This is a genomic window from Peribacillus phoenicis (assembly GCF_047238085.1).
Classification (GTDB): Bacteria; Bacillota; Bacilli; order Bacillales; family DSM-1321; genus Peribacillus.
Window position 1 is genome coordinate 3,724,604 of sequence record NZ_JBDFMF010000001.1, and the last position, 25,567, is coordinate 3,750,170.

Consider the following 25,567-nt stretch of genomic DNA (forward strand, 5'->3'; position numbering starts at 1 on the left):
ACTGCCGGCCATCCAGGCGACAGTCTCTGTAGTTTACATGTATAAAACTTTCAGCAAAACACACCATAAATAAGTGAAGGGCAGGCAAGAACCACCTGAGAATCCCTTGAATCCATATTTAAGAAAGGAGAGGTATTATATGCCGCTTTCCCATGAACATCAAATGTCACTATTGAAAGATATATTGACCAATCATCAATCAGACTGCTGCGGATCCGTTTCTGAATGTGAACAGGTTGAAAGGCTCGTCAAATCCTTAATGATCAATATGGATATTGACAGCAATGTGAAATCGATACTGACGGAGATTTACGAATACAGCCAGACAGGCATCGGTACCGCCGATTTAGATGCACATATTTCAACCCACCAGAACGACTTGTCCCAGTGGGTGGATGATATAGATCAATTCTGATCAGCCAACCATCAATAATGCTTCCAGTTTTTGCAGTAATTCATTTCTTTCCTCGTACCGCTTTCTGCGATGATGCCATTGGATGGAAAGCACAAGTTGTGAAACCGTGTGCCATTTCATCCTCATCTCCAGGCCTGCATCAAGCTTCTTGCCGTAACGGGCAAGCCATTGATTCCATTCTTCCCTTGGGACATATGAATACAGGAGTATGCCGAGGTCAATGGCCGGATCGCCTATGACCGCTCCGTCCCAATCAATCAGGAACAATCCGTCCGTTTCGGTCATGAGCCAATTATTGTGGTTCACATCACAATGACAGACGACTTTTTCGTCGCATTCAATCAACAGGAGATTGTTCTGTAAAAAATGGATGGCCTGCTTGATAATCGGAATGTCCATAACATCCGAAGATAACCCGGTTTCTATGTCTGTAAGTATACTTTCAGGTCGTAAAGGGGATTTCCCAAGCCTTTTGAGCATGCTTAACAAAGGATCGGATTGATGAATTTTTTGAAGCAGCTTTGCGACTCTTATATTGTTCATTTCCTGCTGAGATAGCTCCCTGCCTTCCATCCAATGCTGGGCCGTAATTACATCCCCATTTTCCAGGCGTTTTGTCCACATTAACTTTGGAACAATGCCCTCAGCTGAAAGAACAGCTAAAAATGGCGATGAATTTCGTTTAAGGAAGAGCTTCTGCCCCTCTTTCTCGGCAATAAAGGCTTCTCCCGTAGCTCCTCCAGCAGGGGATATATCCCACTCCTGACCTAATAAATGTTCCAACTGGTTCACCTTCGATTTCCTCGCTTAATCATACAAATGTGGGTACGTTCACCTAGTGTATGTATTACCACTACTTTGAGTCCATGTTTTATAAAAAATCCGCCTGCTGGCGAAGCTGCATATATACTTGCATCGGGATGATACCCGCAATTAAAAACATCCTCATTTTAGAGAAATAAAAAAATAGCTATTGAGCAATTAAACAATAGCCATAAATTAAATTTTAGTTGAAAAACGGTTTCTTCGTCAAGTACTATAAAACGATTATACGCATAAAACAAAAACAAATAAATCATTTCATATTTTTGTATGGGATATCACCCTTGAACATGACGCGCATTTTCTCTTTCAGAACCACTGCAGCAACTTCGTCCCTACCAACAATTTCTCCATCAGACTGGATTTTTACTGACCCTTGATTCTTCATTTTTATCATTTTACCAGAAAAAGAATCAACATTTTTAATGTTGAGGTGACCGCCCCATAAAACGGTGATGAAGACGGTCAATAATTTCAACAAAGTAATATCATGGACCGCAATCACGTTCAACCTTCCATCATCCACCTTCGATATCGGTGAAATTTTCATTCCACCTCCAAAGTAGGGCTGGTTCGCAATGACGATGAACCATACCTTTTTCAAAAGATGCCGATTTCCATCAATGATCAATTCCATGCAGCTGGGCTTGTAAGAAAATAACTTTTTTATAAAAATGAACAGATAAATTAATTTACCCGCTCTGACAAAATTAAACCATTTTTTCAGAGGGGAACGGTTTGCTTCATCGGAAATTTCAGCATCAATGCCCATTCCCAGGCTGTTCACGAAATAACCCACCTTGCCATTCGTCTCAAACTGTCCAATATCAATGGCATTAAAGGCATTATCCTGAAATAAAGAAAGGGCTTCTTCCATACTCTCAGTTTTTTGAATGCCCCTTACATAATCATTGCCGGACCCAGCCGCAAGGGAGCCGATGATTGCGTGAGGGAAACCAATGGCGCCATTTATCATTTCATTAATCGTGCCATCTCCCCCGACAGCAATCACCCGGGTATCCTGATTCGTCCCTGATAGAATTTCCTTCGTCAATCTTAGCGCATGCCCCTTTTCCCGTGTAAAAAACACCTCATGGGGAACAGCTTTTGATTTCAGTATTTCCTCGGCTTTTTTCCAAATCTTCAAACTCTCTTCATTTCCAGCCACTGGATTGACAATGAAATACACCGTTTCATTAAGGGGCGGCATGCTCATTTCCTTCTGTTTGGTTATATTCGGCTTCCCATTCAGGTCGCAGGCTGGATGTAGTTTGGCAATATTCAAGCAATGCCTGCGCCCCTTTTAACTGCTGTGCCTTAAGAGGAGACGATATTGCCCGCATCCTTTCAAACCATTCCGGGAAGGTCCGTTTATCCAATATCGTAATATCATAAGGGGCTTCGGGATAATCGACATATCCATTCCGGGATAAAATCACCTTTTTAATCGGCATGTTCACTTCATATAGCTCAAATAACTGGGTGACGATGTTCGTCATCCGATTTGCGCCCAACAAAGGATTGAGCACTTTTTTATCAGGATGCTTATGATGCCTGCGGACCCAGAACCGATCACTCGAACCGATGAATGCAGCGTCTTCTTCCGCTTCCAGAAAAGTGATGCACCAAGCCTCAACAGGGGTCAATAAAATGACTTCGACTTCAACAGGCGCATTTTTTAATAGAAAGATAGGTTTATATAATACGAGAAACGTATCCGGAAAACGCTGCAGAAAAAAGCGGAGCCTCTCATCCAAAAAGAATGATTGGTCCACAAATGACTTTTCACGAAGCGTCGAACTGCCCCATTTCATTTGAAAGCGGAGCAATTGATTTAAATAATTTTGCTTTAATTCATCCAGACTGGCCGGACGGAACGGAAATCTTAATGAAAAAACATTAGTGTCTTCAATCTGGCTCGGCATTGGCAGTTCTTCTGCTTCTGCCTCCTGTTTACCTGTCCGGTGGAAGATGCCTTTAACCTTTTTTAAAAGGCCCTTTGACTCTTCCTGAGGCGGATCGAATTTGACTTGTGTTTCAGTATGTTCGCTATACAACCGATCTAGCTCGCCCGCATTATAAGCAGCCTTCAATTTATCCCATTGCTGTTTTTTCAACCGTGCAAATTGTGTTGGATAACGATAAATATCCTGCTCATACCGGGAAATATAATCCTGCATCTTTATGAGCTGTGCCATTCGACCACCACCCATCTCTCTATTTTTAAAGGTTTATCGTAAAAATCTTCTCGTAAGAAGGGGAAGCTCCAAGATGTGTTTGATATAACGCAACCTGATCTGCTTCAAAATGCTTATCCTGCAAATTCGCTAGCTGGCGGACGCTCTCCAACGAAAAGGGACTATTCCCCTCGAATTTTCTTGCCAGCGTTATATGAGGCTTAAACGGCTTTTTATCAAGTTCAAAACCCGCTTCGATACAAGAATTATAGACTTTCCTTTGGATGGCAAAAAGCCTATCTTGCTGTTTGACGCCTGCCCAAAGAATCCTTGGACTGTCACTCTTGCCAAAACCGCCGATATCGCCGAGTTCCAAGCCGAATGAAGCCTCATTGGAAAGCTCGCTTTCCACACGCCCCATGGCTCCCTCTTTCAATGTATCGGGAGCATTGCCCAAAAATGCCATCGTAATATGATAATCGGCTGGATGCAGCCATTTCTTAAATGGAAATTCTGGCTTAAGCTGTTCCGTAACAGCATTTAAATAAGCCTTAATATCATCAGGCAATACTAAAGCAAAGAAAAAATGAGTATTCATGGTCACTTTCATTCCTTCCTATTTTCCCTTTAATTTTACCATAATTCCGATTGCATATACCTTTTCTTGGGCTTCCTAATAAATATTCCCTCCATCAGGAATATTCAAATCTAACTTACTATGAAAGCGGTCCAGGAGGGATTTTTTCGGGCTGGGTCGGATTATACACGAACTGGGTCGGATTATCTCCGCGCTAGGTCGGATTATCTCCGCGCTAGGTCGAATTTTCACCCCGCTAGGTCGAATTTTCACCGAACTAGGTCGGATTATACACGAACTGGGTCGGATTATCACCCTGCTAGGTCGAATTTTCACCGAACTGGGTCGGATTAACGAAACACACAGCAAAAATCCAAACAAAAAAGGACCAAAGATTGGTCCTTCCCTGCTTCTTTTAACTGAAAAGTGTTTCGTAAAGCAGGAACAAGTTCAGTCCAATGATAAGTACAGCTATAAGCCAAGCTACGCTCGAGGTGATTTTATGGTTGACCAGGCTGCCCATGATTTTTTTATTGCTTGTAAACATGATCAAGGGCACTAAGGCAAACGCGATGCCGAACGAGAGTACAACTTGGCTCATCACAAGTGCTTTGGATGGATTCACTCCCCATAATATTATGAGCAGGGGCGGGACGGTGGTAATGACCCTTCTTAAATAAATCGGTATATGTCTTTTAATGAATCCTTGCATGACAACATCACCTGTCATTACACCAACGGATGAGCTGGATAAACCGGCAAATAATAATCCTATTCCGAAGAACATCGCGACTGATGGTCCAAGCATGGCCCCGAATTGTTGGTAGGCAACATCCAAGTCCTCCACCAGTGCTCCATTATTATGAAATAGGGCAGCTGAAACTATGACCATGGCGGCATTGATCGCACCTGCAATCAACATGGCGATGACAATGTCAATGAGCTCAAAACGATAAATCCTTTTTCTCTCCATATCGTTTATTCCGACTATTCTTCTTTGCGTCAAAGAGGAATGAAGGTATATCGCATGTGGCATAACGGTGGCTCCGAGCATGCCGGCCGATAGTAAAATACTGTCCACACCCTCGAATTTTGGAGTGAAGAGTCCTAAAACAACGGCTGAAGTGTCAGGTTTTGCATAAAAAACTTGAGCGCCAAAAGCTATCACAACGACAAATATCATGACCGTAATCAGGGCTTCGAATGTTCGATATCCTCTGCGCTGGATTTCCAGAATGGCAAAGGAACCAATCGCTGCAATTATTGCCGAAGTGATTAGCGGTAAGTCAAATAGTAAATAAATCCCTAGTGCCGCTCCTATGAATTCAGCTAGGTCGGTTGCCATAATAACGGCTTCAGCCTGAATCCATAAGAAGAAAGATGTTTTTTTCGAAAATTTTTCCCTGCATAACTCTGGAAGGTTCTTTCCAGTGGCTATCCCCAATTTAGCTGATAGTGATTGGATTAGCACAGCCATTAAATTGGATGCGAAGATAACCCATAATAACGTATAGCCATATTTAGATCCGGCTGTAATATTGGTCGCATAATTCCCTGGATCAATATAGGCAACAGCTGCTATAAAGGCAGGCCCTAGATAGGGAAGCAGTTTTTTTATTCCTCTCGAAGGAGATTGATGCAACACATCGGACATATCTATTTCTACTCCTTTTTAAACGCAACTCAAATTGTTGCAACAGGTAAACTTTTTAGGTTATTAGCAAGTATATTCCTGGTTTTTGAAAATGTCAAAAAAGGAGGCTTGCATATGGATTGATTAACGTGATTGGGGATTCGGGGAAGGCCTTCTCGCTTCCGACTACACAGATAAAAAACCCCCTTGCCAAAAGTGGCAAAGGGGCATCTATCTATTTAATGGAACCGCATTGCTTCTCGATTTCCTCGGAAAACAGCTTCTGCAGTCTTTGAGTTATCGGACCGGGTTCCCCGGCTGCTATCGATTGGCCATCGATATTAATAATTGGTGTCACTTCGACGCTAGTGCTTGTATAAAGGACTTCGTCGGCTGCCATCATGTCCTCGACCGTGAAGGCTTCTTCGACATAGGGAATCCCATGATCCGCGCAAAGTTTCAGCATCACCTGACGGGTAATTCCATTCAGGATCAAGTTTGTGGCCGGATGCGTTTTAAGTTGCCCATCCACCACGATTGAGACATTTGACGAACTACCCTCCGTCACCGTACCATCACGATGCTGGATCGCTTCATCACAGCCGGCTTCGGCCGCTTGCTGTTTAGCCATTATATTACCAAGTAGATTTAAACTCTTGATATTACAGCGCAGCCAGCGTATATCGTCAGTGGTAACAGCCTTGACCCCTGGCTTCATTTTTCCTGTATAAGGCATTTCCTTGGTATAGGCAACAAAGACCGGTTCCACCTCTGCAGTTGGAAAAGAGTGTGTACGCGGAGATACTCCCCTTGTCAGCTGCATATAGACGATACCGTCCCTCAGATGATCTTCAGCGATCAGGTCTTTCATGCGGGTTTTGATTTCCGCTGCTGTAAAAGGAACTTTCATCTGAATCAACTTCGCACTGTCCATCAGCCGGTTCAGATGCATATCCCCCGCAAATAACTCGCCATTATAAACCCGAATGACTTCATAGACGCCGTCACCGAATTGGTATCCCCGGTCTTCAATATCTACCTTTACTTCGGACCTGCTTTTAAGGTCGCCTTTAAAAATGATTTTTCCCATGTCTTTCTCCCTCTTTGCCTCTTATTTAGCCAATTCATGAATGGCACGTGCATAAATGGACGTTGCCTTAAGCATATCTTCAATATCAATATATTCATCTTTCTGATGCGCAATGTCTTCGCTTCCAGGGAAAAGCGGGCCGAATGCTACGCCTTCTTTCAATGAACGGGCGTAGGTGCCGCCCCCAATCGAAAGGAGTTCTGCTTTGTCACCTGTCTCCGCTTCATAAACTTCCTGCAAGGTCTTAATCAAGAAGCTTTCACTGTCCACAAAATGTGGAGTCGAATGCGAATTGGTCTTCACTTTCAAATTATATGCCGCAAGTCTTTCTTCCAATGCCGCCTTTTGCTGTTCCCACTCAAACGTCACTGGATATCGCATACTGAAACCGATCGAGCTGTCCCCTTGTTTTGAATAATTGAAAACGCCAGCATTGAGCGTCAGTTCACCTGTTTGTTCATCCGAATAAGCCACACCTAAATTATTTCCGCGGGAATCTTCAAACAAACGACCCTTAATGAAAGTGAAGTAGGCTTTCGCATGCGGATCAAGAGTAAGATCAGCTAAAAATGCTGCTAAATAGAGACCTGCATTTCTTCCATTTTTCGGTTCCATTGCGTGTGCCGAAACACCATTCATTTCAAGCAGCACTTGATTTTTTTGCGGAACGGCTTGGCCTCTCAATGAGTATTTTTGCAAATAATCCTGATAGTTTGCCGCCACTTCAGCAGGGTTGGCCGCTTCCACAATGGCCGTAGCAAAATCCGGTACCATATTCGTCCTTCGACCTGAAGAAAATTCGATGACATTCACGTCTGAGTTCGTGCCATTTCCTGCATCGGCAGGGTGTATAACCGAGAAATCCCAGATTCCTTTTTCCGCACTGATGATCGGGAAATCAGCATCTGGTGCGAAGCCGATCGAGGGCATTTCCTCCACTTCAAAGTACCGGTCAACGCAGCGCCAGTTCGATTCTTCATCGGTTCCAATGATCATCCTCACACGTTTGTTCAAAGGTTCTCCTAGCTCCCGGACCAGCTTCATCGCATGATAAGCAGCCATCGTCGGCCCTTTATCATCGATTGCCCCGCGAGCATATATGCGGCCATTACGGATTTCAGCGCCGAACGGATCCGAACTCCAGCCATCTCCCTCAGGTACCACGTCCACATGGCATAATATCCCAATTAACTCCTCACCTTCACCCATTTCAATATGACCAGCGACATTATCGACATTTTTCACAGTAAAACCGTCTTTTTCTCCTAATTGAAGCATGAATTCCAGTGCTTCCTTCACCCCTTTACCGAATGGGGCCTCCTCTGTAGGATGTTCCTCATCCAGTACACTTTTTATTTTCAATAAGTTTTGAGTATCCAGTAATAAGTCCATTTTCCGTTTTTCAACTTCTTCTCGCCAATTCAATTCACTCAAAATACGACAACTCCTCTTTTATATATATTTTTCATTTTATCACTTTTACTACCTGATTCGCCAAGCGTTGCTACCTATTCTTCGTATTCCCGTATTATCGCTACCGTCAAACTAACGATAAAACCCTTACATAAATAAAAAGCACCCCGTTGATTTCCTCCCCAGGCACTCGCTTTCCTCGGGATTCTCGCACCTTTCATTCCATCAACTAAAATTTAGATAGACTCCCTTTTGTCTACAAAAAAACACCCTCTTTTATTAAAAAGAGGATGATTTCATTAAACTATCGGCATCCATAAGCTTTGTTACTTTTCGGTTTAGCCTCGGGATGTATAATGCTAAAAACACGGAACGTCCTAAACTGAAAGCCAGGAATGCTAGCCATAATCCATGATTGCCATGATTGCTGACCGCTGAGAATTGGACAATCAAAAAAGCCAATAGTGCAAGAAGCATCGAGTTCCTTACTGGAACGGCTTCAGTCGCACCGGTGAACACTCCATAAAAAATGAGTCCGATAAAGGCACTGAATGGGAATAACACTATCCAAAGTCCATATTCATGGGCCAGTTCGATGACACCGGGAATATCCGTGAAAAGGAGAATGACCTCATCGCTGAATAGATAGTAAGATGCGGCAAGTATGACCGAAGCATATAAGCCCCACCGCGCCGATAGTGAGAGTGTTTTCTTATAAAGGTTTATATCTCTCGAACCAATCGCCTTCCCGACCAGAAGACTTGATGCATTCGCGAAGCCATCAAAGCAATAGGCCATCAGGTAATGGATTTGAATAAGTACGGCATTTGCCGCCAGTGTCTCTGTCCCGAAAGTGGCTCCCTTGGCCGTAAAAAGATTGAAAACCGTAATCAGGCAAATGGTCCTGATGAATAAATCCCTGTTGACCACCATCATTTTTTTCAGGGAAGCCCGATCGAACCCCTCCCGTAATGAAAATGAATCCGGTACGTTGACCGCTTTCCGGATCACCCACAAGCCCAGGAAAAACGCGGCAATCTCTGATATCAATGAAGCGGCAGCAACCCCTGATACAGACCATGAAAAGCCATTTACAAAAACGAGGCATAAGACTATATTGATCACGTTCATGAAAACTTGGATGAACAAAGATGTTTTTATCCTGGATTTCCCGATTAACCAGCCTAAGATGACATAGTTCAATAATGCAAAAGGTGCACCCCATATCCGGATGCCGAAATAGTCTGCGGCAAAGGCGGAAACGTCCGATTCAGGACCGATTGCACCTAACGAAACATTCAAAATGGGCTTTTGGATCACGATAAAAAGAAGACCGATGATCGCTGCTATCAAAAAAGGCCGAACCAAGGCCATCAGGCTTTGCTTTTCATCCCTTGCCCCCTCCGCTTGTGCAGCGAAGGCAGATGTACTGACCCGAAGAAAACCAAAAAGCCAATACATCGTATTAAAAATAATGGTTCCGACAGCCACCCCGCCAATATAGGCGGGATCGCTCAACTTTCCAACCACAGCCGTATCGACCGCACCGAGCAAGGGCGTACTCATCGTCGAAATCGTAAGCGGGATGGCCAAGGAAAGATACATTCTGTTATTCATATATGATGACCTCCAATGTACATAAAAGTTCTAAAAAATCAAATTTGGAATGACGTTATAAAAATTTGTATTCAAAGTACAAAAAGATTGCAGTATTTCATTTTAATCACTAGAATTGAACATATGGTGCTCCCCAAGATCATACGATGCCTCTACAAGATTACTTGTGAATCGGTTCAAATAGAACGGATTAAGCTATTTTAGATATTGATGATATACGGTATCAAATTTGTAGATTAAAAGATTGATAACGCTCTCAACGTTTTCCACAAATATTTTTTATCCAGCAAGAAAAAGTAAATTCGCAAGCAGAAAAATAAAATGCTTGACGGATTCTTGAAGGAGTTATAGTATTGCTCGTTGATAATATAACTTTTGAACTATGCTTGAACATACATTCATCGTTACAACAACAATTAGGAGTGATCATGATGGGAAGATTGACTGATAAAGTAGCCATTATCACAGGCGGAGCATCTGGTATGGGAAGGGAAATGGTTGACCTATTCACAAAAGAAGGAGCACAAGTCATTGCTGCTGATATCAATGAAAAAGCTGTAGCTGTTGTGAATGAATTGGATAACGTCCATGGAGCTGTACTTGATGTATCTTCAGACGAAAGCTGGAAAAAAATGACGGATGAAGTTATCGCTAAATTTGGCAAGATCGACATTTTGATTAACAATGCCGGTATATCAACGGAAAAAGGCATTAACGATACGTCATTGGCCGATTGGCAGCTAATGTTAAGCATCAATGGATTTGGACCATTCCTTGGAATGAAACACGTTGTTCCTTACATGGCTAAAGAAGGTAAAGGCGCAGTCGTGAACATTTCTTCCTTTACTGCTCAAATCGGAATGGGCTTAAACTCTTATTCTGCTTCAAAAGGTGCCGTTCGTGCTATTTCCAAGGCTGCCGCAACGCAATATGGCCGCATGGGTGTCCGTGTCAATGCCGTATTCCCTGGTATCATCGAAACACCGATGACTCAAAAATTAGAAGAGTCAAAAGAGTTAGTGAACCAAATGATCAAGGCAACTCCATTACAACGCTTGGGTCAGCCGGCGGATATTGCAAATGCCGTGCTTTATCTAGCATCCGATGACGCTTCATACGTAACTGGTGCCGAGCTTGTCATCGACGGTGGATACTCAGCTCAATAAATATAGGCAGAAATGGAAAAACCCGTTTCTGGAATCCAGAAACGGGTTTTTCTGATTCAATAAAGAAATTTTGAAGTTGAAATGATTTAAGTTAACACTCCAATGAAATAGCCAAAAGTCGTAAATACCAAACACCAGCTGAAAGCCCCTGCTCCGGCAAAGATAAAGTACTTTCGTTTCCCCATTCCATTCATACCGGAAATGTAACTGGCGAAGTGACGGACTCCTGGGATGAAATAGGCTATGATAATGGTCCAAGGACCGTATTTATTGAACCATTTCTCCAATTTTTCCAACCTTGCAGGGGTCATTTTGATCCACTTACCATACTTCCTCAAAAAAGGCTTCCCTACCTTTTTCCCGATGAAATAACTGAAAAGCATCCCGGTTATCGATCCAAGGAAACTGACAAGGAATGCTCCCTGGACATTCAAAACGGAAATGGATGACAAATAGCCGACAAAAGTCATCATGAACTCATCAGGAACCGGCAAGCCAATAATCCCAATGGCCAACAGCCCATATATCGCGAAATAACCATAGTTTGATATTAAATCCTTTACCATATCCATCTATAGTACTCCATCTCAGCACCCTTTTTTAAAGTAATCCAATTTCTAATGCGGGCCTGGGTAACGTGATTACTTCTTTTTAATAGGATAACCTAATTTAACCCAAATGAGTTGATTTTCATAAAAAAAGATAAAAAAAAGTAGAATTGACACGTTTTTTGTTGAAAAACCTGTATGACAATGAAATGAAAAACGCAACAATAAAGCGGACTCTAAACCTGAGTCCGCTTCTTCTTATTTCACAATCTTTATTTCATTGATCGGCCAATACACTAGATTCGCCTTGCCTACAATTTCATCGACGGATATCGTGCCGATTTCACGGCTATCCAAACTATTTTGGCGATTGTCCCCCATAAGGAACAGCTGACCTTCCGGCACAGTCATGCTGCCTGTAATGTCTTCGAGCTTGAAGGATTCAGTCAGCGGCACCCCTGCCATCTGATTCTTATATTTGTCCAAGTATGGTTCTTCATAAGCTTTCCCATTAATATAAAGCGTATCATCTTTATATTCAATATGGTCACCTGGCAGACCGATAACCCTTTTTATATAATCTTTATCTACCGTTGCATGAAAAACGACAATATCAAACCGGTCGATATTATCGATATTCGTTCCAAACTTGGTAAGAACAATTCTCTCGTGGTCTTGCAGAGTCGGCATCATTGACTCACCGTCCACGACAATCGGTGCAAAAATATACGTTCGAATTAAAAAAGCTAGAATGACTGCAATCAATATCGCTTTTATCCATGAAAAAACTTCTTTTCTATTTTCCAATCGAAGTCCCTCTCTCTGTTTTTTATTCATGCCATTATATCATAATCCTTTAATGATCACGTCATACAAATACCCACATTTTACACATTATCAATTACTTCCATTTTTCATATTGGATATCGATGCTTTCCAACTCTATTTCCCTGCGCTGCATTTTGGCTGGACAAATCGCATTATATGTACGGACTTTCTCATTTATTTCATCAATTCGTTTCATTATTTCAGATTCAGGTCCATTCATTTTTTTCAATTATCCGGATAGCTCTTCCCGAATTTCTTTTTGCCATTTTATCCAAAGCGGAAGGTAGCCGGCATCCTTGGCCTTTGTCAAGAAATTGTCATATATATTTCCCGATAACGCCGACTCCGGAAGGGGTTTTCCAAAGCCAGGATTATTCTTCAACCCGCCGTCACGTTCATATTCCTTAAAAATCTGATCCATCCAGTTTACATGCCCGTGTTCTTTGCCCATAAACAATCCCCCTTCAGATCACTTTCTGTTACATCTATTTACAATTATAACATTTTTATCAATATCCACTCCACCCTGAAGGACACTTTCTACTATTATATATGCATATCTTTCAGCCAATCACATTCAGACATCAAAAAAAGGATTCCCTATGACGGGAATCCTACAGATTGTAGACAAACTCGATGAAAATCAAGTTTATCTACAGTTTTTATGAGGATTTGTAAAATCTTGGACGTCGATGAAACGTAGGGCACTCGCTTTCCGCGGGCGGTCCGGTAGCCTCCTCGGCGTTTTTGCGCCTGTGGGGTCTACCCTCGACTCGCTTTTCCCGCAGGAGTCTCGCACACCCGCTCCAATCAACTTTGTTTTAAAATTTAGATAAAACCTTGCCTACAAACTCAAGGATTCCCCTATTGCGGGAATCCTTTTTGCCTTCTATTTAACTGTGATTTTCCTTTTTACTTCTGCCTTGTTCTTCGATTTATCCGTAACTGTGTAAGTCAATGTATAGGTACCTTTTTTCTTCGTATTCACCGTACCTGTTATTTTGATCTTACTTGTTAAACTTCCATCAAGATTATCTTTCGCAGATACACCTGATTTAGGATTGAATGTCGAGTTATAGGCAATGGTTTTGCTTTTGGCACCGGAAATGACCGGCTTGGTGCCGTCTACCGTAATCTTTCTTGTGACTGTCGCAGTATTTTTCGATGAATCAGTGATTGTATACTTTAATGTATACGTTCCCTTTTTCTTCGTATTCACCGTACCTGTCACTTTGATTTTACTTGTCATGTTGCCATCCAGGTTATCTTTTGCAGAAACACCTGATTTAGGGTTGAATGTCGAATAATAGCCAACGGTTTTACTATTGGCTCCCGAGATGACTGGCTTGGTGCCATCTATCGTGATCTTCCTTGTGACTGTCGCTGCATTTTTCGATGAATCGGTGACCGTATACTTCAATGTATAGGTCCCCTTTTTCTTCGTATTGACTGTACCCGTCACTTTGATTTTACTAGTCAAGTTGCCATCGGCATTATCCTTGGCACTCACGTTCGTTTTTGGATGGAATGAAGAATTAAGTTTGATGGTTTTATTCCCGGCACCTGAAATCACTGGCTTGACTTGATCATAAACGGTTATTTTCCTTGTGACCTTGGCAACATTCCCAGCCTTGTCAGCTACCGTATAAGTCAAATTATAGGCGCCCACTTTCTTGGTATCCACCTTACCTTCAACACGTATGGCACTCGTTAAGTCACCATCTTTATCATCCTTCGCCTTTATGCCGGTTTTAGGATTGAAGGTTGAGTTGAATGGAATCGATTTACCGGCAGCCCCTGAAATCACAGGCTTATTTGTATCCTTGACAATCGATGGCCTATTGGAGATGTAAGCCGATGAAACATACCCCTTAATACTTTTGTCTTCCGTTTGTACGGGGTAAAAGACAAATTTATTTCCCTTAGATTCGTGATATTCAAAATTCCCTGTAATGATCAAGCTTGTATTGGGTGGCACACGTACTGCGCCTTCCGTATTGCTTATTTCTTTCCTGATATTCGCGCTTGATGATGTCACCACTTTGTCACCTGCCTTGAACCAATAAACAGAGTCATGCGTTTGATCTGTCAGCGTGTATTCAAGATTTTTAAAGATGATATTTTCAGTGCTAGTCCGATCATATTGAAAGTCCGAAGTTTTGAATGGATATTTTGCCAGTTTTGTATCAGTTAAATAACTTTGTTTTTCTATCTCAGCAAAAACTTCCTCTTGGTAGGCATTTGCATTTCTTTCCCCGTTTTCCTGGTAAAGAGGACTGTTCTCCGGTTTTGTCCCATTGTAAGCCATGACAGGGAAATACCAATTTTCGATGACCCTGCGTCCTGCACCTTTGATCTTAGGCAAATCCCTTCTTGAATACATGCCATTCAGGACCTCGACTCCTGCCTCGATATTGTAGACTATATCATTTTCCAGCTTTTTCTGGTCATATCCAGTTTTATTGGTAAGCTGCATTAGACCGATGCCGCCATCGTCGGATTTAATCGGTTTACCGTCCTCATTAAATTGCCTCCAATCCCCGTTTTCCTGCGTAGCCACCGCTTTTACCACTTCAGGGGGGATTTCAGCCTCTATTGCCGCATTCGTCAGTAAGCAGTTGATCTGCTTATGGGAAGGATTTTCATTGGATTGAATCTCACCGAATGATGAACACGCATTGGTTATTCCAGACTCCGCTAAAGCCTGTCCATTGAACAAACCAAGTGTTAAACAGGTCAGTGCTCCAATCTTCATTAAAGGTATCTTCATCGATCGAACTCCAGTCTATTTATATTTAAATCTATAATAATAGTAACATGATAGACTGGTGATTGCAGGTATAATAAGGTATTTACTCCTAAAATATCCTTACAGCATAAAAGGAGCTTACCCGCATTATCGGGAAAGCTCCTTTGTTTTCAAATCACAAAACTATGTATGATGCCGGATCATTCAATCACTTCCACCGTTTCCCTCGGCTTCCTTACAAGGCACATGATACCCGGTACGATGAAGAAGATAAGCGGCCAAACATGAAAGATCGTCACAATGCCCGTAATGATCAATAAGATTCCGGCTCCCTTCACTTTGCCGCCTTTTAATAGAAAGATAGCGATCAAACCGCCTGACAAGGCAATGAACAGCGATATGATCCCAGCCCATAATAAGCCCATGAAAAATTTGACTGACATATCTATCTCAGATGAAGAAAACTCCTGAGAATCTGACATTAATGAGTAGTCCACCATTTCTTTCAAATCGATACTGTTGAGATAAACGGCTGTTATGATCGTCACGATTAAAAAAATTGCAGCCATGCTCACGCCTATGATACTTAATACGTATTCCCATGTCCGTTTCATTTGCTTCGCCTCCCTGGAAAAGTCACTTATATATAATACCCAATCTGGGAAGGAATAAAAGACTTTTATTCTTTACTCCTCAAAATCTTACGAGCGTCCATTTGGCAAGGCTAATCCAATCTATCCCTGCCATAACTCGCAAACAGGAAACCGACCCCGGAGATACGGCCGTCACTCATCCTTCTTTTTCAATCGTTCATTTAATTCATCTCTTTTATTTTCAAGGTTATTCATTTTTGTCATATGTTTTATAAAGAAACGGATCGACTTCACAACCATTACGAATAGCAGAACTAGTAGGGCAAGGTAGAATAATTGCCATAAAATATCAACAATATTAAACATTAAGTCACCGCCTGTCTTTGAATGGTAAACATCAATTCTGGCCAATAAAAGCAGTAAGTGAGGCCTTTTCAAACTTTCCGCATTTTCCAGTTATGTCCCGTAATTAAATGATAACATGATTGGACTTAACACTGAACGCCAACAATATTAATAGAAGTTGAATAACGAAGCCCTCCAAAGGAAATAGACTCTGTTATTATCAGAGCCTAAAAAACATTCCTATTCACGATCAACTCCACCAATTGTTCGACAGACGGTTCATTGGGCATCATATCCAATGTAAATCCATAGTCTTTAAGTCTATTGCCGGTACTTTCCCCGATTACCCCGATGGAGGCTTGATTTAGAAGCCCTTCAACATCCACGTCTGCCTTGTTCCCATATTGCATCAGCATATCAACTGAATGCCGATTCGAAAAAAGTACCGTCCCAACAGCTTTCCCCTCCAGCATTCTCGGAAGGATTTCAAGGAATCTTTCATCGACAAATTTATCGATTGATTGAAAATAGTCTCCGTCCCCATGTGCCGGATCTCTTTGATCTCTGTTTCGATCTCCAACAACCAATAGTGTTCCGGCTTCCGCCATCTCGGATTTGAGCTCTGCCATCAGTCCCCGTTGCTGTAAAGCCTTTTTCGATTTTCTTGATAACACATAAAGTTTCGAAGAAATCTGGCGGAAATCAATTGCATGTTCTGTGAGTGAATCCAAGAATCCATGGACACTTTCGGGCGAAGTGAAGAGTATTTGATCATACGAAAGAAAAGAGAGCAGCTGACTTTGTTCTATTTTCACTTTTGCCGCATTCCATTTAGGAAACTCGATGACTTCGCCGCCAAGTTCATGCAGGGCTTCTGCCAAGGAACTCTTTGCCGTTCCGGTCCGGGCCACTAAAAACCGCTGTCCATATAGTGGCTTCTTTTCGAACCATTGCAGTTTTCCCCTTAGTGAAATGATATCCCCGACCAAGGTGATCGCAGGATTGCCAAGCGATCTTTCACTTACCCTTTCGACGATATCATCCAATGTCCCCTCGACACTTTCCTGTCTTCCATATGTCCCCCATTGAATGACGAGTGCCGGCGTGTTCCCCGGCTTTCCATGATTGATCAAATTTTCACGGATATAAGGAAGATTGGCCACACCCATATAAAAAGCGACCGTATCTATACTTTTCACAAGCCCGTTCCAATCTATATCCTTCTTCGTTCGGTCATGGCCCGTCACCATCGCAAAGGAACGTCCGTAATCCCGATGTGTGACGGGAACTCCTGCGTACATGGATGCGGCAATGCTGGACGTAACCCCCGGAATGACTTCGAATGGGATTCCCTCATCCTTCAACGATTCCGCTTCCTCCCCGACTCTTCCAAAAACGGCAGGGTCACCGCCTTTCAAACGGACGACCCGCTGCCCTGCCTGTGCTTTGGAAACAAGCAGCTCATTGATTTCCCCTTGACTGATGCCAGTAGTATAAGGTGTCTTGCCACAATATATCAATTCACAATCGAGAGTGGCAGCCTCCAACAGTTTGGGATTTAGCAATCTGTCATACAAAATGACGTCCGCTTTTTCAATTTCTTTTTGACCCTTTACGGTAATCAGGCCCATATCACCCGGACCTGCACCCACAAAATAAACCTTGCCCTTGGTCATGCTGCACTCACCCCTATCTGCTTGCTATTCCCTGATAATATTTCACCAGTTCCACCATTGCACTGCCCATCCGTTGATCTTCAGGATAAATGACCCGCTCGATCCCTTCATCGATTACCACCTGCGCCGTTACCTTTCCGACCGCAAGAGCAATTACATCTGATGCAAACAGGTCGAATATCTTATCCTCCACACCTTGTTCACAGACAAATCTCATTAAATTTCGCGGCTGCGGTGCACTCGTGAACACAACCGAATCGATTTTGCCTTCAAGGAGTTCTTGGATCAGCTGCTGCATCGTTTCTTTTTCGGGCGGTATATGTTCATATGGCAGAATTTCTTTATGCTCCACTTTTTGTTCATCCAACCAGTTCATCAAAAGTGGGGCCGGATCGCCGTGAAGCTGCAAAGCGACCTTTACACCTCCTGGCAGATGACCTTCCAGATTGCGAACAAGACCTGCCGTACTGCCATCATCATCACGGATTAATGGCTGCAGGCCAAGCTTTTTCAGCATATTCACCGTTTTATAACCCCTGGCTGCAATTTTCATAGACTTCAAGGCTTCTACGAAACGATCTCCCGCTTCCATCTTCACTGCCGTTTTATATAATAATTCCGTCCCCACTCCCGTCGTGAGGATGATCCAATCGAACTCCCCTTCCATCAAACGGGTGACATCCTCTTCCAAATGGGAATCATCAAGGAATACCGTCCCCTGTGCCGGGCGAACGAGCGGGACTCCCCCAAGATTTTGAACGATTTTACTAAGTTCTTCCGTCTTCCTTGCTCCCAATAAAGCAACGGTCCTGCCATTAAGCTTACTCATCCATGCCCCTCCTATATGTACATTCAATTAAATCCATCTCACTCATTATACAAATTTTCAGTCTTTGAAACTATAAAAAACGGATTCCGTATCAAAAACAACGCTTTTTCTTTCTTTTATCCTATATGAAATCAATCGAAAGATGAATTAGCAGCACTTTGCTTTTTATAAGTCCCACCCTCGTGAGTTTTGGACTTTTACTCATGAGTTTAGAGCAAATACTCTTTAGTTTTGGGATTTTACTCGTGAGTTTCGAGTAAATACTCGTGAATTTTGGGCTTTTACTCGTGAGTTTGGAGTAAATACTCGTGAGTTTCCAAAAAAGCATAACATGGCCTGCTTCAATTCCCTCATCTTATCTTTTCCAGCCAGTAAAAAAAGCTGCCATCAGGACAGCGATTTTCAACGATCTAACTTTTGTTAATTCTTGTTTAGTGCCCTTTGGGCAAGATGCTCCTGTTCTTTTTTTACAAAAACATCATATTGAGTGGTTTCATGGCGATTCTGAATTCTTTCGGAACCTAAATTCATAGGCGTTTTCGTTTTGAATGGTATCCCTTCCCTTTCCAATTTCGCAACCGCCTTAAAATAATTTTCATTCCCGAATGCTGTATAAATACATGTCCAATATTTATAGGAAATTAGTTTGGCAATTACTGCACATGCAATCACGGAGACTAGTATTCCAATCATTATATACATCTTTTAACTCCCTTTCATTTCGGACTTTTGTGAAATGCCTTCCTGTACACTATATTCTTTGCCATATATAACATTTCCTTTTTAAGTAAAAAGAGGAGACCCAGTTTCGGGTCTCCTTCTTCATATCTTCATTATTTTTCCGGCACGTTACAAGAACCGTCCGTACAAGCGTCGCCTGTTGCTGGATCATTCACGATCGTAAGCGGATTTTCCTCAGCCCATACTTTTTTTAGCGTATCGAGGAATGCTTCCGTTGGCTGGGCGCCGGAGATTCCATATTTGCGATTAATGACGAAGAATGGGACACCTGTAATTCCAAGCAGGCTTCCTTCTTGCTCATTCCCCCTAACCTCAGCCGTGAATGCCGTTCCTGCCAGCATGGCCTCCGTCTCGGACTTTTCAAGGCCAACCTCTTCAGCCAAACTAGCCAATGTAGCGTGATCGCCAATATGTTTGCCTTCCGTAAAGTAAGCTTTAAATAAGCGTTCATTCATTTCATTCTCTTTACCTTTTGATTCAGCAAAATGCATCAAGCGGTGGGCATCGAACGAATTCGTTAAGACCACTTTGTCCAAATGATAATCGAGTCCCAATTCTTTAGCCTGTTGAGTCAGGTTTTGGCTGTTCGCTTCCACCTGCGCTTGAGACATGCCGTATTTCTTGGCCAGCATTTCATTTTGAGTCATATTGATATCCCGCTCAGCCTCTGGGTTCAACTCAAAACTGCGAAATGAGACCTCTACCTGATCTTTATTTTCAAACTGCTTTAAAGCCTCTTCGAATCGACGCTTACCTATATAACAGAACGGACATTGATAATCCGACCAAATTTCCACCTTCATGTAAATACCTCCTCATTTTAAATGCAATCGCATTAAGCACATTATATAATCCTGGGTATCCTCTTGCAAGGATATTAGCCCAGACACTCATTTTCAAAATTGGTGAAGTCGACTTTTTTCATGAATTCTTCCAATGTATAGCCCTTTAGCAGGCGCAATGTTTCCTTTTCGGCTTCGTTCATTATTTCCTCCAAAGCCGTATCCAGCTGCTTCCCGACCTCACCGCATTCGCTCGTTTCCATACAAACAAGACATTCCGGCCGTACCGCTTGATACACATCCGCCAAAGTCAGCTGAGAGGCAGGCACCTTCAAACTATATCCGCCTTCCCGTCCTTCCTTTGTTTCGACGATTCCCGCAGCTGCAAGCTGTGCCATCACCCTTCTTAAAAAAGTGGCGTGTGACTTCACCTTTAAGGCGATTGCCGAACTTGTCAGGAGCTTTTCGCTTTGTGCGAGCCAAACCAAAGAGTGAATGGCAATGGCAAACCGCGGCGGTCCAATTTGATTGTTTCGATTACTTGAAGACAAGATTATCCCCCCTTACACTCTTATCCATGGTAAGGCCATTATACTATGTTACGTTCTCCCGAACAAATGGCGCCATTTCTGGATTTTTCCGACCTTGGCTCACGATGTTCAGCCGTTTCCGGATTACGGCAAAATTTCGGCACCAAAACCCGGCAAACATCCTTTTTGCCGGGTTTTCCAATCCTACTGAATGATTTGTACATTTTCATATAAATAAGCTTCTTCGGGTGCCTTTATTTTCTTCGACTCTTTTAAATCGATCACCGGTACGGGTTCCCCTTTATAGCTTCCTTTTTTTAATGTCCCTGTAATCGTATACCAATCATTCGTCTTCATTCCTTCCACGTTCCCGTTGACCATATATCCGTATAACGTCGCATCGACCACACAGCAGGACATGGAGAGGCGGGAGATGGCCATTTGTTTTTTCGTAAATGTATCCTCACGGTATATGAACCCCGAAATCTCTATTTCCTTCCCCTCGATCGTATCGAGGTTGTTCAGTAAATCATCCAGTACTTCAAAATAATTATCATCGGTTACGGAGATTTTCTCCCCATTCGCATGTTTCCCTGAATCATATGAACTTACCATCTGTGCCTGCTGCTTCGCCATCCCCCTTTTCGCCAGCACTTCCCCGCTTAATGTAAAATCTGTCAGGATGAAGCCCAGAAGAATCGGAATGAAGAACAAACTATATTTCAGGACCAGTGCAGAGGAGGAAGACTCCCCATTCGATCCGCAATCACAATGTTGTTCACCCTGTTTTTGTTTTTTCATTCGGAGAAGGCTGATCACTAAAAAAGCAAAAAGTGCCGCCAATGCATATGGAACCATCTTGGGTGCAATCAATTTCGTTAAATATCCTGAAACATACAATTTAAAGATCATGAGGCCCAATCCAAGCAGCAGCAATCCTTCAAGTCTTTGGATAAAAAAACGTTTCATCAGAAGCCCCCCTTACTGATCAATCCGCCTGCAATCAGGCAGAGGCTGAAGACGACTGCGAAAATAAGCAGGACATACGTGACGACGAAGCTCCGTTTAAAACAGGACATCATGATCAAAACATTTTTCAGATCCAGCATGGGACCAAATACAAGGAATCCCAGTATGGAGCCTGGCAGAAAACTATGGGAAAAGGAGGCCGCTACGAATGCATCAGCTGATGAACAGAGTGAAAGCACAAACGCAATTCCCATCATCAACGCCGTGCCTTTTATTGGCGCCTGACCAATATCGGCCATTACGGACCGATCCATGAACACCTGAAATACACTGGCAAACAAGGCCCCGATGATAAAGTATCTGCCGACCATAAAAAACTCCTGCGAAGTATGATCAATAAAGCTTGTCCATTTACTGGACTGAATATCATGCTCATGCCCTTGTACCAGTTCCACCTTGTCCTCTTTCACCACATCTTTTGTGCTGAATATATGAATGAATAAACCTGCGATTATGGCCGTCAGGACACAAACAATGATTCTTCCATATAGAATGGCGGGATTATTTTGGAACGCATAATAAGTTGAGCCGAACACGATGACATTCAATATTGGGGCAGTTACGAGCAAGACCACACCCGCATGGACCGGGACACCCTTTTGAATCAATCTCCGGACGACCGGGATGATTGCACATTCACAAACCGGAATGATCAGCGCCGCCACTATCGCAGCAAAAATGGCTGTCAGTGGTCTTTTTGGTATCATTCGCTGAATGATTTCTTCACTGATGAACAACTGGATGAATGATGAAGCAATGGCCCCGAGGAACAGGAAAGGAATCGATTCTAAAAACAATCCCAAAAACACGACGAACACAGAGTGAAGCATCGGGTAGTCCGAGAAATCAATCGCTTTGGGAATGAACACATCGCCTAGAAAAAAGAATGCCAGCAGCAAAAACAGCAGAATCAATAACAGCAAATTTCCCGTGTAGCGTTTCAAAAGCATATTTAACCACCTCACAAATCATAATTATTACGATTTAAGTTTGGATTCGGTCTAGTATATGCTTTTGATAGGGTGAACAGAACAGAAAAAAAAGAGAATGGAAGACATTCCCCACCCTCATTTATTCCTTCGATATAGATCCCTGCTCTTATAACCTTCTCCTAAAATCGTTTTCATTTCCTGGCGCCGTTTCACTTGTGTCGCCTCTTGTTTTGCACTATACACGTAACGGGCCCAATCCTTGCGATACCCTGGCGTAAGTGATTGATAGAACGCAAGCAAATCAGGGGAATCCTGCAAATCTTTCTCAATTTCAGAAATCTTTCCGATATAATCATCTACTGATTGGCTTGCTTTGGTAGATGGACGGTTTCTATTTTTCGAATCTTCTTTCAGTCCGACTACCGTAAAGACATCATCCAACCCAACCATACGTGCAAACTTCAGGTCACTCGAGCCAACATAACCTTCAACATCCGCACCAAGGCCTTGCATCAGATCATCACGATGAATATATGTAGCATATTCTTTATTCCCCTTCTTGGGGTACGCCAAATAAATATAGCCGTTTTTACTCAAATGATTCTTCTCGATTACCTTATCCACGATTCCTTTTAAAGAATCCATATCCAATACAAAGGCAAATATAAGATCATAGGCACTTTGATTAAGTTCCGCATCGTAATCCGGCAACTCTGCTAAATAATCCGCCCCGGCTGGCAGATTCAAGACTGCCACCCGTTCATATTTATGTAAATTCAGTTTTTCGACTATTGTTTTAGCCATTGGCATTCACCATCCTAGTTCATTTTGTCTATCTTCAGTTTATAAGCTGCCCATTGCGTTATCAACTTTTCTCTTGGTAGTCTATCCACTATTATAAGCAAACAGACGATGCGGAAACCTTCCATCTTTTTTCATATAACCATTTCTAGGAAAATATTAACTATGCTATAATTCAGATATCATCAATTTCAATGCCCACTTCTTAGAGTTTTTCCCCTTTAACATGATAGCAATCTCATAGAGTACGGATGTATAGCTAAGATAAATACCCATATCCCGGTAGAGCGACTGTTAACCCAATTACAGCAGATGCATAGATTTCACTGTATTTTTTATTGCAACAAAGCAGTCCTAATGTAATGATAAATGCAATGTGAACAATTTTGAAATTCCGGAATGGGCTAATTCTTCATTTTCCGGTGCAAAAGATGAAGCCCTAGACGTCGCATTCTTGTTTTTGAAGCCTAACATACTGAGTGCAGACATAAACTTAACTATTGTGCATAGGCATTAGGGTATCAAAGCTTCAAAAACAACAATGCAGTCCCTAGAAAACGTTTAAAAGCCGATCTTAGACCATGGTCTTTCCGAAATCATATTCCAATCATCATGAATCCACTTTAAATCAGATGTTTTTTTTCCGTAGTTTTTATGCATTCTTTATGCAATCAGATATCCCTTTGTTTTTTCCTATATCAAAAAATTCAGTGATGCTTTCATATGAGGTGTCACAAAAGGGGAGTTCTCATGAATTTTATCGAGTATGATTTGCTATTTGAATCAAGAAAACAGTTAATAGAGGAAATTACGGAGTTGGATGAAAAAATGCTCCACCATAGGCCTGTGCCTGAAGTATGGAACATCGCCCAAATTTGCCATCATTTATATCTTACGGAACAGGTTTTTACAGAAGTTATAACAAATGGCATTCGGGAAAGGGATTTTAATAATATCATTCAAAAAAACATTTACTTCGTTACTGATAGAACAAGGAAATTCTCATCCCCTGAGGTCATTTCACCCTCTTCAACCCCATTTCAATTATCGAGCCTTATGGATTTGCTGGCAGAATCAAGGGACCGATTATTACAGGTTCTTTATGATATGGATTCAGATATCTTGTTAAATAGAAAGAAAGCCAAGCATCCCCTTTTCGGGGACCTCTCATTGGATCAATGGATTGAGTTATTATCCTTACATGAACAAAGGCATATCAAACAGATACAAGAAATAAAGTCCTCCCTTATATAAGCCTTTCATGACAATGACACCATTAGAGAATAAGCCGGAGACAACGAATTTCAAACAAATAAAGAGACCACGTTATTTTGTGGTCTTCTTTCATGCATGCTCTGAAACGAACGTGTCTGTCGAGGGCTGCACCAAGTTGATAGATTGGCAGAGCTCATATTTCCCTAGCCTCAAACTAAATTCAAGATGATACTTTTAGTTTCCTTTTGATTTGTGTTGCGAAGATTTCAAGACAGATTGCAATTATCAGGATAAAATAAGTGATTGCTCCAATTTCACTCAAGTCAAAGTAAAATCCACTTGCCATGAACATATCGAAGCCGATTCCTCCTGCGCCTGCCGCTGCTCCCATTGCGACTGCCACTGCAAAATTGATTTCAAAGCGCATGAAGGTCCACGAAATGATATAAGTGATCGAAGATGGAATGATGACTTGGAACACGATCTGCCACCAATTCGCTCCGCTTGCTTGCAGCGCCTCTATAGCTCCTTTATCAATTTCCTCGAAGGATTCCGAGTAGGCCTTCACAAGGTAACTTATGGAGTGAAACGTCATCCCTATAACGGCCGCTACACTGCCCAGCCCTGCTGCGACTGCAAAAATGAGGACCCACAACACGGTAGGAACGGCTCTGATCAGGGCAACCGATCCCTTTATGATAATCGATAATGGCTTGGACGAGATATTTCCAGCCGCTAAAAGCCCCAACATCAGGGCAATGATCGCACCAAATATTGTTGTCAAGAAGGCTAAACCTAGTGTAATCGACACCGGATAAAGCGCTTGTGAAAAGGTAAAGTGCTTCAGATGCGGTACAAAAAACATGGTCTTCAAATTGTCGACGGTCAATGATAGCGCGTCCCACAGTTTAACATCCTTATAATCAAAACTGGCAAAAGCGTATATGGTCAAAACCGCCAGTACCAGCATACTCAACCTAATCGCGATTGAAGATTTCGAGAAGGGCTTTTTCGATAGTCGTTCAAGTAGCATTTTATCCAAATCCTGTCCAGTAGGAG

27 protein-coding genes are annotated in these 25,567 nt (G+C 42.3%); 3 read left to right on the plus strand and 24 right to left on the minus strand.

The window, feature by feature from the left end; genetic code table 11:
* The first annotated feature begins 139 nt into the window (after nt 1–139).
* Nucleotides 140–415: a YtzH-like family protein gene (locus tag ABC374_RS18240; RefSeq protein ID WP_350299746.1), complete on the plus strand. Its 276-nt coding sequence runs from the start codon at nt 140–142 to the stop codon at nt 413–415.
* Here the strand turns inward: ABC374_RS18240 and ABC374_RS18245 are convergent, their stop codons facing one another.
* The 8 genes from ABC374_RS18245 to ABC374_RS18280 all read right to left on the minus strand — a co-directional run bounded on the left by ABC374_RS18245 (nt 416) and on the right by ABC374_RS18280 (nt 9,744).
* Entirely contained in the window at nt 416–1,198 is a 783-nt protein-coding gene (locus tag ABC374_RS18245) for a phosphotransferase (RefSeq protein ID WP_413019314.1), read from the minus strand.
* 292 nt (nt 1,199–1,490) lie between these two features.
* The gene (locus tag ABC374_RS18250) at nt 1,491–2,522 is read right to left on the minus strand and encodes a diacylglycerol/lipid kinase family protein (protein WP_413019316.1); all 1,032 of its coding nucleotides are present in this window, start codon (nt 2,520–2,522) and stop codon (nt 1,491–1,493) included.
* Entirely contained in the window at nt 2,434–3,435 is a 1,002-nt protein-coding gene (locus ABC374_RS18255; RefSeq protein WP_350299748.1) for an NERD domain-containing protein, read from the minus strand. The genes ABC374_RS18250 and ABC374_RS18255 overlap by 89 nt, the downstream gene beginning before the upstream one ends.
* A gap of 25 nt (nt 3,436–3,460) precedes the next feature.
* Entirely contained in the window at nt 3,461–4,012 is a 552-nt protein-coding gene (gene thpR / locus ABC374_RS18260; protein ID WP_350302920.1) for an RNA 2',3'-cyclic phosphodiesterase, read from the minus strand.
* A gap of 394 nt (nt 4,013–4,406) precedes the next feature.
* Nucleotides 4,407–5,645 carry an Nramp family divalent metal transporter gene (locus ABC374_RS18265; RefSeq protein WP_350299749.1) on the minus strand — a complete coding sequence of 413 codons (1,239 nt, stop codon included), beginning with the start codon at nt 5,643–5,645 and terminating at the stop codon, nt 4,407–4,409.
* A 214-nt stretch (nt 5,646–5,859) separates the two neighbouring features.
* Nucleotides 5,860–6,714, minus strand: a complete 855-nt coding sequence (gene dat, locus ABC374_RS18270; protein WP_413019318.1) for a D-amino-acid transaminase — start codon at nt 6,712–6,714, stop codon at nt 5,860–5,862.
* A gap of 21 nt (nt 6,715–6,735) precedes the next feature.
* On the minus strand, nt 6,736–8,148 hold the full coding sequence (gene pepV / locus ABC374_RS18275) for a dipeptidase PepV (RefSeq protein WP_350299751.1): 1,413 nt from the start codon (nt 8,146–8,148) through the stop codon (nt 6,736–6,738).
* Nucleotides 8,149–8,406: 258 nt separating this feature from the next.
* On the minus strand, nt 8,407–9,744 hold the full coding sequence (locus ABC374_RS18280; protein ID WP_413019320.1) for an MATE family efflux transporter: 1,338 nt from the start codon (nt 9,742–9,744) through the stop codon (nt 8,407–8,409).
* Between the two features lie 431 nt (nt 9,745–10,175).
* On the opposite strand from ABC374_RS18280, the gene ABC374_RS18285 reads away from it, so the two are divergent.
* On the plus strand, nt 10,176–10,910 hold the full coding sequence (locus ABC374_RS18285; RefSeq protein WP_350302921.1) for an SDR family NAD(P)-dependent oxidoreductase: 735 nt from the start codon (nt 10,176–10,178) through the stop codon (nt 10,908–10,910).
* A gap of 86 nt (nt 10,911–10,996) precedes the next feature.
* Here the strand turns inward: ABC374_RS18285 and ABC374_RS18290 are convergent, their stop codons facing one another.
* The 15 genes from ABC374_RS18290 to ABC374_RS18360 all read right to left on the minus strand — a co-directional run bounded on the left by ABC374_RS18290 (nt 10,997) and on the right by ABC374_RS18360 (nt 23,296).
* Complete coding sequence (locus ABC374_RS18290; RefSeq protein WP_350299753.1) at nt 10,997–11,482, minus strand: DedA family protein; 486 nt, start codon at nt 11,480–11,482, stop codon at nt 10,997–10,999.
* Between the two features lie 234 nt (nt 11,483–11,716).
* Nucleotides 11,717–12,265 carry a signal peptidase I gene (gene lepB, locus ABC374_RS18295; protein WP_241592588.1) on the minus strand — a complete coding sequence of 183 codons (549 nt, stop codon included), beginning with the start codon at nt 12,263–12,265 and terminating at the stop codon, nt 11,717–11,719.
* A gap of 94 nt (nt 12,266–12,359) precedes the next feature.
* A complete protein-coding gene (locus ABC374_RS18300; RefSeq protein WP_413019323.1) occupies nt 12,360–12,515 on the minus strand; it encodes a hypothetical protein in 156 nt (51 codons plus the stop codon).
* Nucleotides 12,516–12,737, minus strand: a complete 222-nt coding sequence (locus ABC374_RS18305) for a DnaJ family domain-containing protein (protein ID WP_413019325.1) — start codon at nt 12,735–12,737, stop codon at nt 12,516–12,518. It lies immediately after the preceding gene.
* Nucleotides 12,738–13,175: 438 nt separating this feature from the next.
* The gene (locus ABC374_RS18310) at nt 13,176–15,056 is read right to left on the minus strand and encodes an immunoglobulin-like domain-containing protein (RefSeq protein WP_413019327.1); all 1,881 of its coding nucleotides are present in this window, start codon (nt 15,054–15,056) and stop codon (nt 13,176–13,178) included.
* Nucleotides 15,057–15,235: 179 nt separating this feature from the next.
* Nucleotides 15,236–15,649: a DUF4064 domain-containing protein gene (locus ABC374_RS18315; protein ID WP_413019329.1), complete on the minus strand. Its 414-nt coding sequence runs from the start codon at nt 15,647–15,649 to the stop codon at nt 15,236–15,238.
* Between the two features lie 171 nt (nt 15,650–15,820).
* Nucleotides 15,821–15,994: a hypothetical protein gene (locus ABC374_RS18320; RefSeq protein WP_157831021.1), complete on the minus strand. Its 174-nt coding sequence runs from the start codon at nt 15,992–15,994 to the stop codon at nt 15,821–15,823.
* Between the two features lie 206 nt (nt 15,995–16,200).
* Nucleotides 16,201–17,649, minus strand: coding sequence for a uroporphyrinogen-III C-methyltransferase (cobA, locus tag ABC374_RS18325; RefSeq protein ID WP_413019331.1), 1,449 nt, complete (start codon nt 17,647–17,649; stop codon nt 16,201–16,203).
* A 13-nt stretch (nt 17,650–17,662) separates the two neighbouring features.
* Nucleotides 17,663–18,478 carry a uroporphyrinogen-III synthase gene (locus ABC374_RS18330; protein ID WP_413019333.1) on the minus strand — a complete coding sequence of 272 codons (816 nt, stop codon included), beginning with the start codon at nt 18,476–18,478 and terminating at the stop codon, nt 17,663–17,665.
* Nucleotides 18,479–18,898: 420 nt separating this feature from the next.
* Nucleotides 18,899–19,180: a hypothetical protein gene (locus ABC374_RS18335; RefSeq protein WP_413019335.1), complete on the minus strand. Its 282-nt coding sequence runs from the start codon at nt 19,178–19,180 to the stop codon at nt 18,899–18,901.
* Between the two features lie 131 nt (nt 19,181–19,311).
* Nucleotides 19,312–20,022 carry a DsbA family oxidoreductase gene (locus tag ABC374_RS18340; protein ID WP_413019337.1) on the minus strand — a complete coding sequence of 237 codons (711 nt, stop codon included), beginning with the start codon at nt 20,020–20,022 and terminating at the stop codon, nt 19,312–19,314.
* A 74-nt stretch (nt 20,023–20,096) separates the two neighbouring features.
* Nucleotides 20,097–20,552, minus strand: coding sequence for an RrF2 family transcriptional regulator (locus tag ABC374_RS18345; protein WP_252267385.1), 456 nt, complete (start codon nt 20,550–20,552; stop codon nt 20,097–20,099).
* Between the two features lie 183 nt (nt 20,553–20,735).
* Nucleotides 20,736–21,500, minus strand: a complete 765-nt coding sequence (locus ABC374_RS18350; protein ID WP_413019340.1) for a TIGR03943 family putative permease subunit — start codon at nt 21,498–21,500, stop codon at nt 20,736–20,738.
* Complete coding sequence (locus ABC374_RS18355) at nt 21,500–22,510, minus strand: permease (protein WP_413019342.1); 1,011 nt, start codon at nt 22,508–22,510, stop codon at nt 21,500–21,502. Before ABC374_RS18355 ends, ABC374_RS18350 begins: the two co-directional genes overlap by 1 nt.
* A gap of 117 nt (nt 22,511–22,627) precedes the next feature.
* Nucleotides 22,628–23,296 carry a YdeI/OmpD-associated family protein gene (locus ABC374_RS18360; RefSeq protein WP_413019344.1) on the minus strand — a complete coding sequence of 223 codons (669 nt, stop codon included), beginning with the start codon at nt 23,294–23,296 and terminating at the stop codon, nt 22,628–22,630.
* A gap of 747 nt (nt 23,297–24,043) precedes the next feature.
* Here ABC374_RS18360 and ABC374_RS18365 point away from each other — a divergent pair.
* Nucleotides 24,044–24,547, plus strand: coding sequence for a DinB family protein (locus ABC374_RS18365; RefSeq protein WP_350299764.1), 504 nt, complete (start codon nt 24,044–24,046; stop codon nt 24,545–24,547).
* Nucleotides 24,548–24,728: 181 nt separating this feature from the next.
* On the opposite strand, the gene ABC374_RS18370 is transcribed toward ABC374_RS18365, so the two are convergent.
* A complete protein-coding gene (locus tag ABC374_RS18370) occupies nt 24,729–25,541 on the minus strand; it encodes a PhnE/PtxC family ABC transporter permease (RefSeq protein WP_413020392.1) in 813 nt (270 codons plus the stop codon).
* Between the last annotated feature and the right edge of the window lie 26 nt (nt 25,542–25,567).

Coding starts and splice junctions, on each gene's coding strand:
- ABC374_RS18240 (WP_350299746.1), top strand. CDS start 140: ATGCCGCTTTCCCATGAACATCAAATGTCACTATTGAAAGATATATTG.
- ABC374_RS18255 (WP_350299748.1), bottom strand. CDS start 3,435: ATGGCACAGCTCATAAAGATGCAGGATTATATTTCCCGGTATGAGCAG.
- thpR (WP_350302920.1), bottom strand. CDS start 4,012: ATGAATACTCATTTTTTCTTTGCTTTAGTATTGCCTGATGATATTAAG.
- ABC374_RS18265 (WP_350299749.1), bottom strand. CDS start 5,645: ATGTCCGATGTGTTGCATCAATCTCCTTCGAGAGGAATAAAAAAACTG.
- dat (WP_413019318.1), bottom strand. CDS start 6,714: ATGGGAAAAATCATTTTTAAAGGCGACCTTAAAAGCAGGTCCGAAGTA.
- ABC374_RS18280 (WP_413019320.1), bottom strand. CDS start 9,744: ATGAATAACAGAATGTATCTTTCCTTGGCCATCCCGCTTACGATTTCG.
- ABC374_RS18285 (WP_350302921.1), top strand. CDS start 10,176: ATGGGAAGATTGACTGATAAAGTAGCCATTATCACAGGCGGAGCATCT.
- ABC374_RS18290 (WP_350299753.1), bottom strand. CDS start 11,482: ATGGATATGGTAAAGGATTTAATATCAAACTATGGTTATTTCGCGATA.
- ABC374_RS18305 (WP_413019325.1), bottom strand. CDS start 12,737: ATGGGCAAAGAACACGGGCATGTAAACTGGATGGATCAGATTTTTAAG.
- ABC374_RS18310 (WP_413019327.1), bottom strand. CDS start 15,056: ATGAAGATACCTTTAATGAAGATTGGAGCACTGACCTGTTTAACACTT.
- ABC374_RS18315 (WP_413019329.1), bottom strand. CDS start 15,649: ATGAAACGGACATGGGAATACGTATTAAGTATCATAGGCGTGAGCATG.
- ABC374_RS18320 (WP_157831021.1), bottom strand. CDS start 15,994: ATGTTTAATATTGTTGATATTTTATGGCAATTATTCTACCTTGCCCTA.
- cobA (WP_413019331.1), bottom strand. CDS start 17,649: ATGACCAAGGGCAAGGTTTATTTTGTGGGTGCAGGTCCGGGTGATATG.
- ABC374_RS18330 (WP_413019333.1), bottom strand. CDS start 18,478: ATGAGTAAGCTTAATGGCAGGACCGTTGCTTTATTGGGAGCAAGGAAG.
- ABC374_RS18335 (WP_413019335.1), bottom strand. CDS start 19,180: ATGTATATAATGATTGGAATACTAGTCTCCGTGATTGCATGTGCAGTA.
- ABC374_RS18340 (WP_413019337.1), bottom strand. CDS start 20,022: ATGAAGGTGGAAATTTGGTCGGATTATCAATGTCCGTTCTGTTATATA.
- ABC374_RS18350 (WP_413019340.1), bottom strand. CDS start 21,500: ATGAAACGTTTTTTTATCCAAAGACTTGAAGGATTGCTGCTGCTTGGA.
- ABC374_RS18355 (WP_413019342.1), bottom strand. CDS start 22,510: ATGCTTTTGAAACGCTACACGGGAAATTTGCTGTTATTGATTCTGCTG.
- ABC374_RS18360 (WP_413019344.1), bottom strand. CDS start 23,296: ATGGCTAAAACAATAGTCGAAAAACTGAATTTACATAAATATGAACGG.
- ABC374_RS18365 (WP_350299764.1), top strand. CDS start 24,044: ATGAATTTTATCGAGTATGATTTGCTATTTGAATCAAGAAAACAGTTA.
- ABC374_RS18370 (WP_413020392.1), bottom strand. CDS start 25,541: ATGCTACTTGAACGACTATCGAAAAAGCCCTTCTCGAAATCTTCAATC.